Annotated in this window: 4 protein-coding genes; all 4 read left to right on the plus strand. The window is 72.5% G+C overall.

Annotated elements, in window-relative coordinates; all coding sequences use genetic code 11:
• The first annotated feature begins 76 nt into the window (after positions 1–76).
• Genes Saso_RS28845 through Saso_RS28860 form a run of 4 tightly spaced genes read left to right on the plus strand, consistent with a single transcriptional unit; the run spans position 77 to position 18,129 of the window.
• The gene (locus Saso_RS28845) at positions 77–2,722 is read left to right on the plus strand and encodes an AAWKG family protein (protein ID WP_189928178.1); all 2,646 of its coding nucleotides are present in this window, start codon (positions 77–79) and stop codon (positions 2,720–2,722) included.
• 34 nt (positions 2,723–2,756) lie between these two features.
• Complete coding sequence (locus Saso_RS28850) at positions 2,757–3,215, plus strand: YbaB/EbfC family nucleoid-associated protein (protein WP_189928180.1); 459 nt, start codon at positions 2,757–2,759, stop codon at positions 3,213–3,215.
• Between the two features lie 6 nt (positions 3,216–3,221).
• A complete protein-coding gene (locus Saso_RS28855) occupies positions 3,222–3,557 on the plus strand; it encodes a hypothetical protein (RefSeq protein WP_189928181.1) in 336 nt (111 codons plus the stop codon).
• Positions 3,558–3,564: 7 nt separating this feature from the next.
• A complete protein-coding gene (locus tag Saso_RS28860) occupies positions 3,565–18,129 on the plus strand; it encodes a hypothetical protein (RefSeq protein WP_203833565.1) in 14,565 nt (4,854 codons plus the stop codon).
• The last annotated feature ends 1 nt before the right edge of the window (position 18,130 follow it).

Genomic DNA, 18,130 nt, shown 5'->3' on the forward strand with positions numbered 1-18,130 from the left:
CGGCCTCCCCCGGCACCGCGCCGCCGGCGCCCCCCCTCCCGTACGTCCACCTCTCTCCACCCAGCGGAGTCCCGTCATGCCCGTCACCTCCGATTCCGGCGACTACTGGGGTCAGGCGGTCACCCTCTACACCGGGTACAACGTCCCCAGCCGCAAGAAGCTGTTCGACACCCTCAAGAGCAGTGAGGGCGTGCCGCTGATGCGGCTGGGGTTCGAGGTCCTGGCGTCGACCGAGCTGACCGTGAACAACTTCACCGCCCTGGTGGGCTGGCACACCCAGCACGGCGAGGACTACGACCTGGCGTTCGTCGAGGCGGGCGGCAACGGCAAGCACGACGGCGGCACCCTGTACCAGGCGACCATCGTCTTCATCGGCATACCCACCACCGACGGCAACGGGCGGCTGCTCGACGCCGGCGAGCTGTGGAGCGCCGGGAAGTTCACCGGCGTCCTCGGCAACGAGTGGGACCTGAGCCTGCTCCAGCAGTACCAGAGCGGGTCCAAGGCGGCGCTCAACAAGCTGCGCGCCGACCACACCACCCGGCACTTCGAGTTCAGCGGCCTGAGCGTCCAGGACACCGAGGCCGTCGACGTCGACTCCTTCGAGCGCACCGCACAGGCCTACGACCGGGGACTGAAGTTCTTCGAGGACCACGCGGCGGTCCTGAAGCAGTGGCAGACGTCCCTCGGCGAGGAGAACGCCGCCTGGCGCGGCCAGGCGGCCGGGCTGTTCTGGCAGCTGGTCCACCAGCTCAACAAGAACTACGACAGCTACGTCGAGCAGCTCACCGAGGACGGCACCACGACCGCGGCGGCCATGCTCGACGGTCATGTGCCCAAGTCGAAGCTCGCCCGGGCGCTGGCGACCGCCCAGACGGCCCTCATGACGGAGGCCAAGGCGCTCAGCGACGCCTGGGACACCTGGGCCGCCGAGGGCAGGCACGACCCGCACCGGATCCTGATGGAGGTCCTCCAGGAGGTCTCCGTGTGGGTGCTGGAGAACCAGATCAAGCACACCCGGGTGACGAGCAACGGGGCGGCGAAGGACTACAACACCGATGCCGGGTTCATCCAGCACCATCCCACCTACGGCAACCTCCGCGACATGGCCACCTGGGTGAAGATCGGCGACGAGGCCGTGACCCGGTGGAACAAGCACGTGGAGGACGTCCTCGTCGCCAAGGCCCAGGTCTCGCTCACCGCGCTCAAGACGGCGTGGAGCGACGTCTCGGACGCCTTCAGCGAGATCCGCACCAAGGACACCTCGACACTGACGGAGTCGTACCAGGACGACCGGCGCCAGATCGCCGAGGACGAGGCGAACCGGCAGCAGGAGGAGTACAACAACGCGCTCAACAACCTCGGCAACAACCTGAACAACCTGGGCGACAACCTCGGGGACGGGCTGAACGACCTCGGCGACAACCTCGGGAACGGGCTGAACAACCTGGGCGACGGGCTCGGCGACAACCTCAGCAGCCTCGGGGACGGGCTCGGCGACAGTCTCAGCGACTTCGGGGACGGACTCGGCGACAGCTTCAGCGATCTCGGCGACGGACTGGGCAACAGCCTCAGTGACCTCGGCGGCGGGCTGGGCGACGGCCTCGGGGACGGGCTGGGCGACGGCCTCGGCGGCACCGGGGGCATCGGCCTGGGTGCCGGTCTCGGCAACCTGCTGAACGGCGGCGACGACGGCAACGACAAGACCAAGGGGTCCACGCTCACCAACCCCGACGGCAGCACCACGACGCTCAACCCGGACGGCACCCTCACCACCCGCTACCCGGACGGCACGACCCAGCTGCTCGACCCGGAGACGGGCATCGTCAGGACGACGTCCCCCGACGGAACCGTCACCACCGGTGACCTGACCGTCCCCGGCGGGCACCTCAACCCCGACGGCAGCACCACCACGCTCAACCCGGACGGCACCCTGACCACCACGTTCCCCGACGGCACGACCACCACCATCGACCCGGAGACCGGACAGCTCACCACGCGCGACCCCGACGGCACGGTCACCACGGGGAACATCGGCAGCGGTCTCGGCGACTCCCTGGGCGACCTCGACCTCGCCGACCCCTCCACGACGCCGACCACGAGCAGCAGCCTGGACCTGGACGGCCTGACGTCGAACCTGTCCTCCGGCGGCGCGCTCGGCGACGGCCTCGCCCTGGGCAGCGGCTCCTCCCTGCTCGACAGCGGCGGGTACGGGGACTCCGGCTACGCCGACTACGACGACGCCAGTTCGGCGGACCTGCTGTCCGGCGGGGCGGTGCGCGCGCCCGGGAGCACGGATCTGCCGGCCGGGACGGCCGCGCCGGCCGGCGGGGCCGACCCGTCGGCCGGCGCCAGCGGCAGCCCGCTGTTCCCGGGCATGGGCGGCATGGGCGGGATGGGCGGCACGGGAGCCGGCGGCGGCAACGGCAACAACGGGGAACGCGTCCGCAACGTGCTGACCGACGCGGGACCCGCGGCGGCCGGCCGTGGCCGGCCCCGGACCCGGAAGGCCGCGGACGAGGACGAGGACGTGGTGGTGACGCGGGGCCGGACCGCGACGACCGGCGCCGCCGCCGGATCCGTCTACCCGGCGGGCGCGGGCGCGGGCCAGAACGGCCGTTCCACCGAGAGCGGCGACCGGGCCCGCGTCAGCTGGACGGAGGAGGACGAGGACGTGTGGGGAACCGACGAGGGCGGCGCGCCCGCCGTGATCGGGCGCTGAGCGCGGTGCGGCGGACGAGAAGGACGGCACAGGCATGAGCGACAGGAAAGAGACGATCGAGCAGCGGCTCGCCCGCGCCGTGGCGGACCTGGAGACCACCACGGCGGCGGTCGCGGAGGCGGAGGCGGAGCTCAGTCACGCCAGCTGCACGATCCGCTCCCAGGACCGGTCGGTCGAGGTGACCGTCAGCGCGCAGGGCGATCTGACCGACGTGCGGTTCCTGGAGGGCAAGTACCGCACCATGCCGGCCGGACAACTGGCCGCGAGCGTGCTGGAGGCCGCCCAGGAGGCGCGGGCGGTCATGGCCCGCCGGGTGATGGAGACCTTCGAGCCGTTCACCCGGCCGCACGAGTCCGTGCCCGAACTGCCGGGCGTGGACATCGACTGGCACAAGATCTTCGGCCCGGGGGTCCTCGACGGCCCCTCGGGCGGGGACCGCCATGCCTCGTCGCGCCGACTGCTCGACGAGATCCACGAGGACCAGGAGGACTGATCAGCGATGAGCGAAGGAAACGCGTACTACGCCGAGCCCGACCGACTGGTGGCCGGTGTGCGCCAGATCGACCAGATCAGCACGCTCGCCCACGAGATGCTCCGCGATTTCACCATGGGCCTCAACGCCACGGTCGGCTGGCCCGGCCACGACGACAGCTTCGCCGAGGAGGTGATCCCGCAGGAGAAGCGCGAGCGCACGATGGCGGTGGACACCGGGACCTCGCTCGTCGAGGCGGTGACCGGTGTCGCCGACGGCACGCTGGCCAACCTGGACAACATCCGCACCACCCAGAGCGGTGTGCTCGACTCCATCAACTCGGCCCGCCGCGGAAAGCACTGACACTGCGATGAGCATCATCGTCTCGCCCCAACTCAACAACCTGCTCTTCGTGCTCATCGGCGAGAAGATGCTGCAAGCGGACGAGGACCTGGCCTACCGGAGCCACCAGCCCTACAAGCGGCTCGGCAAGAACGTCCGGGAACTGTCCGATCTGATCGAGCAGTCGGTCTTCGGCGTGGGCCAGGCGCTGCCCCCGCAGGTCGGCCGCCAGTACGTCCGGGCCATGCGGCTGTTCGTGGACAACGGCGGGACGAACTACCTGAGGGAGTTCGCCCGGCAGTTGGACGACGTCGGCGACGGCCGGGTCAAGATCTCCATGGACATCATGGAGGCCAAGTGGTCGATCATCGCCGAACTGGTGCGCCTGCTCATCGAGCTGGCCATCATCGCGGCACTGTCGTTCTTCACCGGCGGGGCCTCGTCCAGCCAGACCGCGACCGCCAAGGCCCGCAGCCGGGTGACGATCCTCTCCACCCTGGACCAGCTGCTCAAGCGGACGCATCTGCTGCCGAGCCTTTCGGAGGCGTTCGACGAGGCGTTCCAGACCTTCGTGGTCCGGCTCGCCATGATGACCATGGCCCCGCCCGGCCGCCGGCCCGACGGCTTCGACTGGAAGCAGATCGTCGAGGACGGCTTCTTCGGCGCCGTGACCGGCATGTTCCACGGCGCGTTCGAGTCCCTGACCAAGAACCTCGGCAAGGGCTTCCGCAACATCCTGGACGGGCCGGACGCGAGCCGGTTCGGCAAGACCAACACCAAGAACATCACCGACGACGTCACCTCGAAGTTCGACGATCCGCCGCCGACGCGGTCCGTGGGCGACCGGTTCGTCCGGGGGACCGGCGACGGCGCCAACGAGTTCCTGGTGGCGGGCGGTTCGGAGGCCGTGGCCGAGATCGTCGTCAACGGTGTGCTGCACGGCAAGTGGGAAGGCAGCGCGGACACGTTCATCGGCGCGGGCGTCAGCTCCGTGGTCGGCGCGGCGCTGTTCGCGGCGGCCGCGAAGTTCGGCGGCGCGTTCGGGTCCGGCTTCGACTTCGGCAGTGTCAACGTCCTGCCGGTCACCGGCGACGAGGACTCCGCGAACGGCAGGCAGAACGCCGGGCGGGACGGGAGCGACGACGACCGCGCACGGGAGACGGTGCCGACGACGTCCTCCGCCGACCCGTCCGTCACGGGTACGGGTACGCCGAACCTCTCGGCCTCCACCGTCACCACGCCCCGCGGGGGCGGCGTGGGTACCGGCACGGTCCCCACCTCCTCCTCCGCCTCCGCGCCCCCGACGACCGGCAGCGGCAGCGGCAGCGGCAGCCCGCAGGGCGGGGGCGCCCGGCCCGGCACGACCCCCGGCGCCCAGCGGCGGGACGGCGACTCCGACGCCGTACAGGAAGATCCGACGGCCTCCGGCACGGACGACAGCCCCGTCGAGGGCTCGGGCGAAAGCACGGGCGAGATCGCCCCGGCGCAGGAGACGACCGGCGGGGGCCCCGACTCCGGCCGACAGGACCCAGCCACCGGCACCGGCACCGGCACCGGCACCGGCACCCAGGAGGCCGCCTCCCCAGCCGTGGACGGGCAGACCTCGGCGGAGAACGGCGGGGCGATACCGACCGTCGGCACGACTGTCGCCCCGACCGTCGCCACGGCCTCCGGCACGCCCGGCGGCACCGGCGCGGCGCAGGGGCACGGACCGGGGCAGGCAGGTCCGGCGAGCGGCACGGCCTCGCAGCAGCGCGCGCACAAGGGCCTGACGGAGGCCTCCGACACCGAGCCGGCGGACGGGTCCACGCCCGGCTCCTCCCCCGCGTCCGCGGCCCGGCCCGGGACGACGTCCACGACCATGACGGCGTCCTCGTCGCAGATCACCGGGTCCGACGCGAACGGCGCCGCGGACGGCGACGCGCACGTCGACACGAACGGCGCCGTGGACGTCGTCCAGGAGACGGCGTCCGGCCCGGCCACCGCCGCGCCGGCGACCGGTGCCGAGGGCCGGGACACGCCTCGTTCGGCCGCGCCCTCGCCGGAGCCGTCCCGGAACGCCCGCCAGCCGGCGCGCGCCGGCGCCGGACCGCGCCGTTCCGGGACCGAGGGCGACCCCGGCGAGGACTCCGCCCCGCCGGCCGCGCCGACGCCCGTCCGCACCCTCTCCTCGTCGGCCGTACCCGCCGACGGGTCGCCCGCCGGGGACACGGTCACCACGTCGTCCGGTCCGGAGCGTCCTGCGACGACCTCCGACACCGCCGGGGACCCGGTGACGACGTCCTCGTCCTTCGCTCCGCCGACACCCCTCGCGACCGCATCCGCACCGGAGCGGCCGACGCCCCCGAGTCCCGCGCCGACGAGGCCGGACTGGGACGCCGCACGGTCCGCCGTGCCGCCCGTCACCCGCAGTCACACCTGGACGGACCCGGTCTCCACACCCCTGACCGCCGACGGCCGGCCCACCCGCTACACCGTCGACTCCTCCTTCGACGTCCGCCGCTTCACCCATGACGGCGAGACCGTCGTGGACCTCACCGTGGAGCTCGCCCTCACCGGCGCAGACACGGTCACCGACGCCGAGCGCCGGGCGCTGTGGGACCGGATGGCGGCGGGAGTGCAGCGGACGTTCAACGATCCGGGCCACCGCCTCGCCACCGGAGAACGCCTGCACGTCAGCGTGGTGCCCGCCGTCGCCGGCCGGCAGCCGCATCTGGCGGTCGAGTTGACGCACCCCGGCCCCGGGGCGCGCACCTCGCAGCACACCTGGCGCTCCGACGCCACCGCACAGGACCTCGCCCACGAGATCGGCCATCAGCTCGGTCTGCGCGACGAGAACCGCGACGCGACCGCGCCGCAGCGCCCCCACATCGACGGCAGCCTGATGGGCGTCCACCAGCGCCCCGTCACCGAGGACGTCCCCGAGGACCAGCGGGGCAGTTACGCCCGGGGCGGTCTGCGCCCCCGCCACCTCTCCCTGCTCAGCGCCCTCGTCGGCGGCCCCGACGACCCGGTCGGCTCGATGCCCCGGCGCGCCCGGACCGAGGGCGCCGATCCGCTCGCGCCGGTCGTCCCGTCGTCGTACGTCGAGACCTACGGCAGTCGCCGCGACGGCAACGTGGGACTGGTCCAGGTGGAGCCGCTTCCGGCGCGGATCGTGGAGGGCCTGCACCGGCATGTGCTGAACCTGCTGGGCGTCCCGGCGGATCAACAGGCGACGCACCCGGTGCGCGAGCAGTTGCGCCGTGATCTCGGCGGCGAGCAGCTGGTGCTGAACCTGCCCTATCTGCTGAGCAGCATGGGACACCGTCTGACCGTGGAGGTCGGCGGGCGGCGGCGGACCGTCGACGTACGGCTGTCCCTGCACGACCCGGTGCCCTCGCCCCGTCAGGGCACGCGGGACCCCTCCGACCCGGACGTGCGCGTCGAGCGGCGCGGGGTCGGTGCGCAGGAGTCCGGCGACACGGAGTCCTCGGGGACCGTACGGACGCTGTCGGTGCCCTGGTCGGCGACGTTGCCGATCCCGGCCGCAGGGCCGGTGCGCGGGGTGGACTTCGGCCCGTCGCTGGCACTGACGCACAACCAGCTGTCGTTGTCGACGTCCGTCACGCAGATCGTGCAGACGACGACCGCACAGCGCAGCAACGAGCTCTCGCACGCGTTCAGTTACGGATCGAGCTGGCAGGCGCGGGTCGACACCGCGCGCATGGCACCGATCGACAACTGGGGCCCCGCCTCCGAACTCGGCCCGGTCACCGTCTGGTTCCCGGAGCATCTGGCCGCGCGGCGGGAGACCGACGAGCCGCTGCCGCAGCCCGCCGATCTGGACGAGCTGCCGGTCTGGGGCGTGGACACCGTCAAGGAGCCGCACCAGCTCCTGGAGATGGTGAACAGCGCCTTCCACGACGATCTCGCCACCCTCTCCGACTCGTCCGCCGAGGCGCTGGAGGCGTTCCTCTCCGAGCCGGTGCTGCGCGGCACGCTGCCCATGCAGCGCTCGGGCGGCATCTTCTCGCCGCTGCTGCTGGACGCGCGCGGGCGGGCCGTCGGCATGCTGAAGGTGACCACGGAGGTCACCCCGGGCACGCCCACGCACCAGAGCCAGGACACCAAGATCAACCTGGAGAGTCATCTCGTCAGCACGGTCAAGGTGGACGGGCAGGCCAAGGTCACCAACGCCGTGGGCGTCGACCTCGGTGTGGGACCGGCGTTCACCGGCAGCCGCGCGACGGGGCATCCCGCCGCCGCGGGCAAGGTGGCGGGCTCCGTCATGGGCAAGGGCGGGGTGCGCTGGCAGACCAGCGACTCCCTCGGCAGCGGGGGCAGCGCGTCCGTCCTGCACGCCCTGCGCAGCAACCGCAGCCACCTGCTGACGCCCGCGGAGGTGCGGCACACCGTCACCCTCGTGCGCCCCGGCGGCGGGGAGAGTCCTCGCAGCTTCGGGCCCTGGGCCGAGGGGATGCAACTGCGTCTGCTGGCCAAGTCCGATGCCGCGGGGAAGACACCGGAGGGTGAGGAAGTCCGAACCCTGCCACCGGAGTTGGAGCATCTGCGGAGCATCGGCGTCACCGCGGCCCCGCTGGCCGTCGACGGCCCGCAGGAGCTGTTCGCCCACGCCGAGGTCTGGTTGCGGGCGAACGGGTTCCTGCCGGCGTCCGCGACCACGACCAGCCGCACCACGCTGCTGCCCGACGAAGCCCTGACCCAGGCCCAGTTGAACAACCTGCGCCGGTTCGAGCAGGCCCGCTCGGACGTCGGGCTGCTGGCCGCCGCCGACGCGATGGTCGACGGCGGTCACGCCCTGTGGATGGACAAGCCCACCCCGACCGGGACCCGTCGCATCCGGCTCGACCTGAACGCCGCCCGTGACACCACCCCGCAGCAGGAGCCCGCGGACCCGGGCCCGGCCGAGGCGCCGGCGCGCCCCTCCGGCCCGCCGCCCGCACGGCATGTGCGCACCCTGCCCGCCGTCCAGCACATCGGCCTGACCTCCTTCGGCATGAGCGGCACGGAACAGCAGTCCTCCGGCTACGGCTGGACGGCCGGTCTCGGCGGCGCCGTCAGCGGCCCCGTGGGCTCTCCCGGCGGCGGCTCCGGCACCCTCGGCCCGGGCGCCGACTACGCCTACGCCGCCCAGATCTCCCACACCGGCACCGTCGGCGCGGGTCTCGGCCACGACCAGCTCTTCATCGGCTCGAACCAGGGCAGCGAGGTCTTCGACATCCCGGCGCGGTTCACGCTCGACCTGTACGACGGCCCGGGCGCGGAGCCCGCCGTGCGCTTCGCCGAGCACACCGCCGCCACCTCGTACGTCCCGCCGGGTGAGACCCCGCCCCCGGCCGGTCCCCCGCCGACGGCCGTCACCGGCACGGTCCGGGTCGCCGTACCGCACCACCGCACCCGCACGGCCGTGGCGGAACCCGCGCCGCACCCGCAGGACGCGCGGATCCGCGAGGCGACCGCGGACGACCGGGCGACGCTGGCCACCACCGGGCCCGACGGCCGCCCGCTGGAGGGGATCGTCAGACTCCCGGACGACGCGGTCCTGGACGTCTTCCACGGCTCGGGCGTCCTCCAGGAGGCGGTGCGCCGGACAGCGGCGGGCACCCTTCCCGGCCGTCCGCAGCCCGGCTGGGCGGCCGGCCTGGGCGCCGCCGTCAGCGGTATGAGCCCGGACGTCCTGAAGTCGGCCGCGTCCCTGGTGGCCGCCGCCGCGGCCGGCCGGAGCGCCGCCGACCCGACCACGCTCGCCGCCGAGGTGCGGCACGCGGCTCTCTCCCCGGCGAACCTCACCGCGCGCGGGCACCAGATCTTCAAGGGCAGCTATGTGATCGAGGGGGTCACCCTGCCCGGCCTCGGCGCCGACCAGGAGTACTCCCTGGAGATCAGCGGAGTCCTGCGCAACCCCCGGCTGATGCACAGCGCCAAGCAGTATCTGGAGACCGGCGTCTCCTCCTCCGACACCGCCGCCCAGCAGAAGTCCGTCTCCGGCTCCCATCAGGGCGGGGCGGCCCTGACCGGCACCCGGACGCCCGCGGCGGCCAGGCCGGCGGATCCCGCCGTCGCCCCGCCGAAGCGGCCGGACGTCTTCGGGCCGTCCGCGAAGTACACGTACACCGCGAAGTCGGAGGACTCGGCCACCCTGTCCACCGCGACCGCCGTGAACCGCACGAGCACCGAGAGCGGCGACGAACACCGCATCGAGGCCGACGCGTTGCTCCTGGTCACCGTGCGGGGAGGCACCCGCAACCTGGTCGGCAACACCCTCGGCCTGGGCAGCGGTCAGCCGGTCACCGTCGCCGTGGAGCTGCCGCAGGCCGTCCAGTTCCTGATGACGGACGGCCAACTCGCCCGCCATCAGGAGTGGTTCACCGGAGTCGAAGGTCTTCCCCGCCCGCAGCGGGCGGAGGCGGACATACCCCTGCCCGGCCGCTTCGCCCGCACGGGAGAGCCTGGTCTGGCCGGTGTACTGTCCGTCACCCAGCTCGGCGCCCCGCCGAACGCCCCGGGCGACGAGCCGACTGGCCCCACGCCCACGACGGCGGACACCCAGGCGGACCCGACCGCGGCACCCGCGTCCGCCGCGCGCCCCGACGCCCCCGCGGCCACGGGCGACCCCGTCCCCGCCGAGTCCGGCGACCGCCCGGCTGCCCCGCAGCCGGTGGAACGCCGCAACCGCCTCTACGACGAGCTGATCGCGCTGGTCGAGGCGGAGGCCCCCGGCGTCACCCGGCCGGGGCACTCCGCCTACCTTCCCGGCGTGGCGTCCCGGATCGCCGACTACACCTCCCCCACCGGTCTGCGCGCCCTGCCCGGACGCGGCCCGAGAGGCGTGCAGCGCTTCCACTTCCGCTATCTGGCCAAGGGCGGCGCCCGCCTGGTCGAGGTCACCCTGTCCGCCGGACCGCGCGCCGACGCCGAGGAGCGGCGCACCGTCCGCGGGCGGAACGCCGGTGCGGGCACCGGACTCGAGCACTACCACGCGCACCAGCCGGCCGGGGTCGTCACGGGGACGACGGACACCGTCCAGCACGGTCTCGCCTTCAACCCCACCACCCGCTATCCGCAGCCCGGCCACGACACCCGCACCGACCGCACCGGCCCGGCGCTGAGCGCCGCCACCACCCGCAGCCACGGCACGAAGTCCACCGCCACCGCCGAGGACCGGTTCTGGCTGCGCACCGACAGCGTCGCCGACTTCGACCTGGAGTACGACTACCAGGTCGGGGTCCGCTCCGAGCTGGTCGCGGACTGGCCGCCGAACGTGCTGGGCGGCATGGTGCAGGGCTGGTTCCTGCCGTCGGCCGGCGAGCCGGAGGCGGGATCGGGATCCGGGGTCGGCGGCTGGATCAGCCGCACGCTCGGCAACCGCCCCGCCCGCTCGGCCGTCGTGCCCGCCCGGGTGACGCTCCGGTTCACCGGCAGCGAGGCCGCCGAGGGCGCTCGGGTGGACCCGCCGTTGGCGCCCGAGGTCCTGCGCACCCCGCCGGTCATGCGGGGCAACCGCTACGTCCCGACCGGACCGGCCCCCGTCTTCGACTTCAACGCCTGGCCGGAACTGACCACCGCGTTGAACACCGTCGCCCCCGGGCAGAACCGCACCTGGCGGTCGCTGGAGACATCCACCTCCGCCGAGAGCACCGCGGTCCGGATCGGTGAGCTGATCCAGGCCGGCGAGATCGCTCTGGACCACCCGCGCACCGCGGCCGGGCTGACGGACAGCATGCCCGGCGCCTATCCGTTCGAGTCGGCCCCCGGCACCCCGCCGTCCCTGTCGGTCACCCTGCACAACCCGCGCCGGGTCACCGAGGCGTCCGACGTGACCCTGGACCGGCTCCGGGTCAGCAACACCGCGGGCGGCTCCTCGTCCGGCGGTGCGACGACGGGCGGGATCAGCTTCCAGGGCGTCTACAGCCACGACGACGACAACCAGGCGGCCGGCGGGGCGACCATCCCGGTCCTGGCCCGTCAGCCCCGCACGACGGGCGGCACCACCGGTACGTCCGGGGGACGTCGCGAATGGCTGAAGACGGGGACGACGACGGCACCCGCGGACGGCTCGCGCGGCACCCGTACCTATGAGGCGCTGGTGGACACCCTTCTGACCGTGCGGGGACCGGAGGGAACCAGGCTCGTCACCGGTACCGCCACCGTGCGCGTCGCGGAGCGGGACGTCCTCGGCCACGGCATCACCCCGCCCCGCACCCATCCGCAGGTCTACGACCTGGCCTCCATGGTGCGGGCAGGCGCCGACCGGGCGGCGCCGTCCGGGGGAACGGCCGCCGCGGACCTCAGGGACTGGCGCACGCATCCGCTGGACGCCCTGCCCGATCTGCTGGCGGCGCAGATCGACCCCGCCGACCCGGAGGCCCAGCTGTGGCTGGCGATCGGCGCCGACCCGGCGGCCGTGGACGGGACCTCCGCCCGGCCGGATCCGCAGGAGCTGGGCCGCGCCCTGTTCGCCGCGTCGCAGACGGCTGTCACGGCCGAGAAGCCCGTCGAGTTGGCCGTGCGGTACGACGACGGCACGATCCACTTCTGGAACTTCGACTCCGCCGGCCGCCCTTCGGGGCTCGACCCGGAGGCGAGGGCCGCGTGGCAGCGGTTCCACACCGAGGCGTCGGACCTCACCAGCGCGGCACGGGAGGAACAGGAGAACCGCCGCAGGGAGTTCGAGCTCCGGGAGGAGCTGGACCGGCAGGCCGACGTCGTCGCCGAGGCCCTGCGCGAGGTCGACCTCGCCCTCGCCGCATCACGACCCGCGGCAGCTCAAGACGGCACGACCGCCGAGGCCGGACCAACCACACGGCCCCGGATGCGCCTCGACCGCACGCCCCGCTTCACCGTGCCCTCAGGCTTCGACGTCCGCCGCTTCCGCCACGAAGGCGACACGATCACCGATCTCACCGTCACCGTCGCCTACCGCGGCGGCGACAGCACCGCCGTCCACACCAAACTCGCCCAAGGCGTCGAGGAGTACTACAACACCCCCGGCCACCGCCTCCCCAACGGCGACCGCCTCCACATCACCGTCCAAGCCGCCGCACCTGGCAGCGAACCCCACCTCACCGTGGACCTCAGCGACCACTCACGGCCGATGGACCACCGCACCTGGCACCACGACGCCGACCCCATCGACTACGCCCACGAACTCGGCCACCAACTCGGTCTCCGCGACGAATACCAGGACGACACCACCCCCCACCGCCCCGACATCACCGGCAGCCTCCTCGGCAACTACCACCGACCCGCACCCGACCACCTCCCCCAAGGCCACCTCCGCGAACGCCACCTCCACCTCCTCGCCGCACTCATCGGCGACACCGACACCCCCACACAGACCGTCGACGGAGACTGGGAACAGGCCCGCCACACCACCACCCCCACCCCCCGCTCCCACAAATGGATCGACCCCGTCTCCCAACCCCTCGGCCCCGCAGACGAGAACACAGACCGCCCGGAGACCGACACCGTCGCCGCCCGCATGTGGGCGATGCCGAGCGGACTCCAGCACAACGACTCCGACGACTCCGACGCGGCCGACTCCGACGACTCCGACTGGGACGCGCCCGCCCCCACCCAGGCCACCACATCCACCGCCTCACACTTCACCTGGACCGCCCCACCACCCGTCGCCGCACAGACCCCCGCCGAGACACCCCCCTCACCGGAGCCCGCACCGGACGACGAGGCAGAGCAGAGCGAACCGTTCGACCCTTCCTCTCTGGTGACCTACGTGCTGCCGGACAGCATCCCGGAGGGAGCCTTCGACGCGGCGACCCTGTGGTCGCTGGCACCCGAGCCGGAACCCTTCGCCGTGGTCACCTCCTCCTCCTTCGGCATGACGATTCCGCTGCGGTACATGGACGACCGCGTGACCGTCGACTGGGATGATCCGTGGGACGGCAACAGAGCCTTCGACGCCGTGATGGAACCGGCCGACAAATACCTCGCCCTCGTCGTCGAGCGCGCCGAACGCACCCAAGCGGATCCCGCGGCCTCCGACGAGGACAAAGCGGCCGCTGAGCACCTGTTGAAGACCAACAAGCTGCTGGAGGACGACGGCTGGCGTCCCGAGTACCGCAGCGAGTTCCTGCGGATGCAGATGCTCCTCAGAGAGAGCGGACTGCTCGACGCCCTGCCCCGCGAACTGGTCGCCAACCCGGACTGGTCGCGGGATCAGGACATGGTGGACCCCGAGGACACGCCATGGGCCCTGGTCGACCCGGCCGACCGGACCGGCCCGGTGGGCGGTTCGCTGCGCGGCCCGGGCGGGGTGTCCGCCGCATTCCACACCTGGCTCAACGACAACGGCGGGGACAGCAAATGGCTGGCCGCCTGGGCGTCCGATCAGGCCGGTGGTTCGATCAACACCGAGTCCCAGCGGTTCAAGGTCATGGTCAGCCACTTCCGACCGCCGAAGTCGTCCGAGGGCTATTACCTGGCCGGACTGAACAGCGGCCTGACGCACGACACCTGGCAGTGGAACGGCCGCGACCTGCCCGTCACCCGGTTCGACCCGCGGTACCTGGACGACCACGCGAAGTACATCCGCAGCATGGTCGCCCAGCACGCCTTCACCTACGAGGTGCTCAACCGGGTCAGGATGCCCAACGTCGACGCCGAACAGGGCATCGTCCAGCTCATCCGCCTGGAGAAGCGGAGCCTGCTGGAGGAGCAGAACGGCGGCGGCCCGCTGTCCCTGGGCCAGTCGGTGGAGATGCGACGGGGGCCCGCGGAGTCGTACAGCCTCCTCACCCCGTACAAGGACCCCACGGACGAGAGCAGCCACACGCTCGGCCCCTTCTGGGTGACCTCCCAGAAGGTGCCGCTGCACCACGTGTTCGGCACCTACCTCCAGAGCCGGGCGGAGACGGACCCGGACCACTCGCTCCTGCTGGGCGAAGGGGAGAACGAGTTCCTGGCACTGGGCGAAGGCGCCCCCATCACCTACCACGGCACCGACACCCCACCCCGGCTGCCCACCGCCACCCCCGGCGAAGTCGCCGCCAGGGCACCCCGACCCGGACAGCGGACCGCTCCTGCGCCGGTCGCAGAGTCCTACCCGCAGAACCCCGCGGAAGCGGCGAGCGAGGAGCCGGCCGCCGACCGCACTCGCCTGCGCGCAGCGGAAGCGGCTCTCGAAGCAGCCGGCCTGCGCGCCGACGAACTCCAGCAGAGGATCGACACCACCCTCGACCCTCAGCAGAAATCAGCACTCCAGGCAGAACTGGACCAGCACGCCGACGTCGTCGCCGAGGCCCTGCGCGAGGTCGACCTCGCCCTCGCCGCATCACGACCCGCGGCAGCTCAAGACGGCACGACCGCCGAGGCCGGACCAACCACACGGCCCCGGATGCGCCTCGACCGCACACCCCGCTTCACCGTGCCCTCCCGCTTCGACGTCCGCCGCTTCCGCCACGAAGGCGACACGATCACCGATCTCACCGTCACCGTCGCCTACCGCGGCGGCGACAGCACCGCCGTCCACACCAAACTCGCCCAAGGCGTCGAGGAGTACTACAACACCCCCGGCCACCGCCTCCCCAACGGCGACCGCCTCCACATCACCGTCCAAGCCGCCGCACCTGGCAGCGAACCCCACCTCACCGTGGACCTCAGCGACCACTCACGGCCGATGGACCACCGCACCTGGCACCACGACGCCGACCCCATCGACTACGCCCACGAACTCGGCCACCAACTCGGTCTCCGCGACGAATACCAGGACGACACCACCCCCCACCGCCCCGACATCACCGGCAGCCTCCTCGGCAACTACCACCGACCCGCACCCGACCACCTCCCCCAAGGCCACCTCCGCGAACGCCACCTCCACCTCCTCGCCGCACTCATCGGCGACACCGACACCCCCACACAGACCGTCGACGGAGACTGGGAACAGGCCCGCCACACCACCACCCCCACCCCCCGCTCCCACAAATGGATCGACCCCGTCTCCCAACCCCTCGGCCCCGCAGACGAGAACAGCGACCGCCCGGAGACCGACACCGTCGCCGCCCGCATGTGGGCGATGCCGAGCGGACTCCAGCACAACGACTCCGACGACTCCGACGCGGCCGATTCCGACGACTCCGACTGGGACGCGCCCGCCCCCACCCAGGCCACCACGTCCACCGCCTCACACTTCACCTGGACCGCCCCACCACCCGTCGCCGCACAGACCCCCGCCGAGACACCCCCCTCACCGGAGCCCGCACCGGACGACGAGGCAGACACCGCGGCGAGTGCGCCCTCGGCGCCGGCCGCGCTCTCGCCCGACGCCCTGCCCACCGGTCCCTTCACCGCGGCGACACTCTGGTCGAACGCTCCCGAGCTGCCCGCTTTCGGCGTGATCACCTTGGGCGATGGCAAGACGTACCCGATGCTCTACCCGGAGAACCGGGGGATCGCCGACTGGACGGATCCGTACGAGGGGGTGAACGCCTACGACCAGGGCATGGTGGCGACAGGTCAGTACCTGACGCTCATCGTGCGGCGCGCCGAAAGCGTCGTCGCCGACGCCGACGCCTCCCCGGTCGAGAAGGAGGCCGCCCAGAGGCTCCTGAACACGAACACCGCGCTGGAGACGAGCGGATGGCTCCCGGAGTACCGCACCGAGTTCCTGCGGATGCAGATGCTCCTCGGGGAGAGCGACCTGCTGGCCGGGCTTCCGGCGCGGCTGGAGCCGGACAGCAGCCTCGGCGTTCCCTGGGCGCTCACGGATCCCACCGATCCAGCCCTGCCGGCGGACCGCCAGGTGGGCGGCTCCCTGCGCGGTGAGCACGGGGTGTCCTCCCGGTTCCACTCCTGGCTGAAGGAGAACGGCGGGGACAGCTCCTGGCTGGCCGACTGGGCGATCGGTCAGGGAGCTGGTTCCATCCACGCCAGTTCGCAGTACTTCAAGGTGATGGTCAGTCACTTCCGGCCTCCACGGGCCGAGGAGGGCTATCACATGTCCACCCTCAGCAGGGGGAGCGACCTCGTCCGCAGCGACGTGTGGGAGGACGAGCGCCGCAGGGAATTCCCGGTGACCATGTTCTCCCAGGAGTACGTCCGCAGCATGGCGGCTCAACACGCCTTCACCTACGAGATGTTGAAGCGGGTGAGCCTGCCGAACGTCGACCCGCGGCGGGGGGTCGTCCAGCTGATCCGCCTGGAGGAGCGCAAGCTGCTCGCGCAGTACAACGAGACCATGCCCGCGGAGGGCGGCTCGGTGCACATGAAGCGCGGCCCGGCGGAGTCGTACAGCCTCATGGAGCCGTACAAGGACGCCACGAAGACGGAAGCGGACGAGGACAAGGCCATGCTCGGCCCCTTCTGGGTGACGTCCCAGGAGGTGCCGCTGCACCATGTGTTCGGCACCTATCTCCAGAGCCGGGCCGTCCCCGACGGAGAGCCCTGGTCGGAGCACACGCTCTTCCTGCGCGAGGACGAGAACGAGTTCCTCGCGCTGGGCGAGGGCGCGCCCATCACCTACCACGGCACCACCACCCCACCACGGCTGTCCGTCACCGCCGCCCCCTCCCAGGACGTCGCGGCCCGGGCCCCCTTCACCGACCAGGGGTCGTCCGGCGGGTCGGCCGCCTCGAACGAGGAGCTCCGTGATCGCCAGGCCCGGCACTCGCTCGAACGGCTGCGCAGGACCGTGGAGTCTCCCGGCACGGAGCCGACCGGGGACGACGCGCAGCAGAGCGAACTCGCCAAGGCCGCCCAGGCACGCCGGTACGCCGCGGAGAAGGCCCTGGAGGAAGCGGGCCGACGTGTCGACGAGCTGCGGGAGCTGCTCGACTCGGCGCGCGAACGGCAGCGCACCGCGGCCCGCGCGCAGAAGGTCGCCGCCGGTCGCCTCGCGGGGCTCGCGGCCGACGTGAACGACCTGCGGGGTACCACCTCGTCCATCGAGATGCCGACAGGGTCCCTCGCGCGCACACCGGCCGGGTGGCCCGACCCGGGTTCCCGGCCCAACCCGCCAAGAGGCGTCACCACGAACTCCGTTCAGGTCACGGACGGCGACGCCGTCGACACTGCCGACATCATTGCGCCGTCGCCCGAGGAATCGTTCTCGGCAGCGTTGTTGCGGGAGGTCAGCCCGCAGTCCGACCCGGCGCGGGACGGCGGACACCGTGACGCCCTCGACCGCTGGCTGTCCGAACGCCTTTCGGCCCTCGAGGCGGACGGAGCGCCCCCGGTGCCCGGTCTGCCCACCGGTACGGACACGGCCGACCTGGACGAGATGCACGCACTGGGCGTCGTCCTCGGACCGGGCCAGGCGGCCGAGGCGAGCCTTCTGGGCGGCCGGATCTCCGTGTCCGCGGCGCAGTTGGACATCGGGCAGCGGATCCGGCTGCTCGTCCACCGGACCGCGCCCGGCTCCCGTCCGCAGACGCTGGCCGCGCTGACGGCGGCGGCCTCCGGCCGCGACGTCGTGATCGTCGGCCAGGACGGAGTCGAGCACAGCCATGGGGACGGAACCGGTGATCCGATCCGGATCGTCTTCGACGGCGTGCGGTATGCGACGCACCCGCTACCCGTGCCGCCTCACCCCGTGTCGCCTCGCCCCGCGCCGCCTCGACTCGCGCAGGAGATCTGAG

It is taken from the genome of Streptomyces asoensis (assembly GCF_016860545.1).
In the GTDB taxonomy this organism is placed as follows: domain Bacteria; phylum Actinomycetota; class Actinomycetes; order Streptomycetales; family Streptomycetaceae; genus Streptomyces; species Streptomyces asoensis.